At 66.4% G+C, this 1,915-nt stretch carries 1 protein-coding gene; it reads right to left on the reverse strand.

Annotation, left to right across the window (positions count from 1 at the left end; translation table 11 throughout):
* Window positions 1-134 precede the first annotated feature (134 nt).
* Entirely contained in the window at window positions 135-1,685 is a 1,551-nt protein-coding gene (locus AAD496_RS14850) for an IS1634 family transposase (RefSeq protein WP_349829662.1), read from the reverse strand.
* Window positions 1,686-1,915: the final 230 nt, after the last annotated feature.

Here is a 1,915-nt window from a genome sequence, read left to right on the forward strand (position 1 = left end):
ACTGATGAGCACGGAGCACAGCAGATACAGCACCGTGCCCTGTTTCCAGATCCCGTGGTCGTCACGTCCGATCCTGAAGTGGACCCATGTCCACATGCGTGACCTCGTCGGCGTCGAACCCGAGTTGCACATGTTTAGTGTGTCAGCGCGTCGAGGAGCTGTTGGGCCTCGGCGGGGATCTGGGGTTCGGCGATGACGGGCTGTCCCGCGATGTTGATGGTCACGTGCTGCAGCGGGCGCAGGGTCCGCACGATGTGCCGGATCGAGGACCCGGTTCGCTGCTGCAGGTAGCGGGATATGGCCAGGGCGGCGAAGACGATGGTCAGGTGCGCCTCGATCGCCTCACGTGAGTGACTGAATATCGGCCGGGCGCGCAGATCGGTCTTGCTCATCCGGAAGGACGCCTCGACCTGCCACAACGCGTGATAGTCAGCGATGACCTCACCGGCAGCCATCACGCCGACCGGGATGTTGGTGACGTACCCCTTCAGCCCGACGAGCCGATACGCACGCTCGAGGGAAGCAGCGTCCAGGACGCGGTCCCCGCCGGTGGTCTTGACGAACCGCGGTGTGCGGAAGGCCTTCTCGCCGGCAATGACCGCCTTGGCGCGATTCTCCTGCAGCGTCAGGGTCCGCCGATCCCGCACGGCTCGCTTGTTGGAGTAGGCCCACACGGCGCGCCACGACCCGGAATGCTTGGTCGGGTCCCAGATCGGCTCAGCACGCTTGGCCGTGTCGTTCTCCGCGCGAGCAGCGGCCGTGGACCGCTTGGGGGTGATGGTGTCGATGACCTGCCCATCGGTGAAGGCGTCGCCGTGCCAGCGGAAGTGGGATGCCAGGTCCCCGGGGGCCTTGACCGCGCGGGAGCCGACGATGAACCGCAGCCCCGCCTCGTCCAGCGCGGTCAGGTTCGAAGTCGACAGCATCCCGGCGTCGGCGACCACGACCATGTCGCTCAGGCCGTGCCGGGCTTGGAACTGCTTGACGATCGGGATGATCGTCGCGGTCTCGGCCTTGTTGCCCTCGTAGCAGCCGACCTCCAGGGGGAACCCGTTGCGGTCGACGAGCAACCCGACCACGATCTGCGGGTCCACCCGCCGCTCCTTGCTGAATCCGACCTTGCGCAGCTCGTCCTCGTGCTCGGCCTCGAAGTAGAGCGTCGTGACGTCGTAGAGCACCAACGACACGTCGCCGCGGGTGGCCGCGTACTCGAAACAGGCCTTGGCCAAGTGATTCCGGTACTCGTTGGCCTGGCAGCGCTTGAGGGCATGGATGAAGGTGTTGCGGTGCCGGGCTTGCAGACCCAGTTCGCTGAGCACTCGCCCGGCGTCGCGGACTGAGGTCGGTTCGACCACGCGCGCCAGCACCAGCTGGAAGAACGCCTCGTCGAAGATGGCGGTGAACCCCAGCTCGCCCCATGCTCGTTGCACGGCCTCGACCAGCAACCGCGAGCTCGTCGCCTGCACCGTCGCCGGCGCGGCCTCGCTGCCTCGCTCGAACTCCACGTCGAGCATCTCCTGGCCCGGATGCAGACGTTCCCAACCAACCTGCAGCAGCGCGGTCAACTCCACATCGGTGTGCGCTGAAGCCAGGTGCTCGAGCACGTGGTCCCGCCCGCCACGACGCTCGGCGATCTGCACGGCAGTTGCACCCGAGGCCGTCTTCACCTTCCTCACGAACGCCACGCCCCCAAGTTACCGGCCCCGTTAGTGTGTCAACGACGCCGACCGCACCCCTCCTGACCTGCGATAACGCCCATCCGATCCACCAGATCCTCAAAACCTGTGCAAGTCAGGTGGTGACGCCGTCCTCACGGGACCGGGCCACACGCACGACGCCATCGCGGAACTCCTGGGGGTAGGGAGCGGGCATGGTGCACATCCTTCCAGGCCACCCAGCGGGCAAGCCAGATCAG

This window comes from Brevibacterium litoralis (genome assembly GCF_040212315.1).
Taxonomy (GTDB): domain Bacteria; phylum Actinomycetota; class Actinomycetes; order Actinomycetales; family Brevibacteriaceae; genus Brevibacterium; species Brevibacterium litoralis.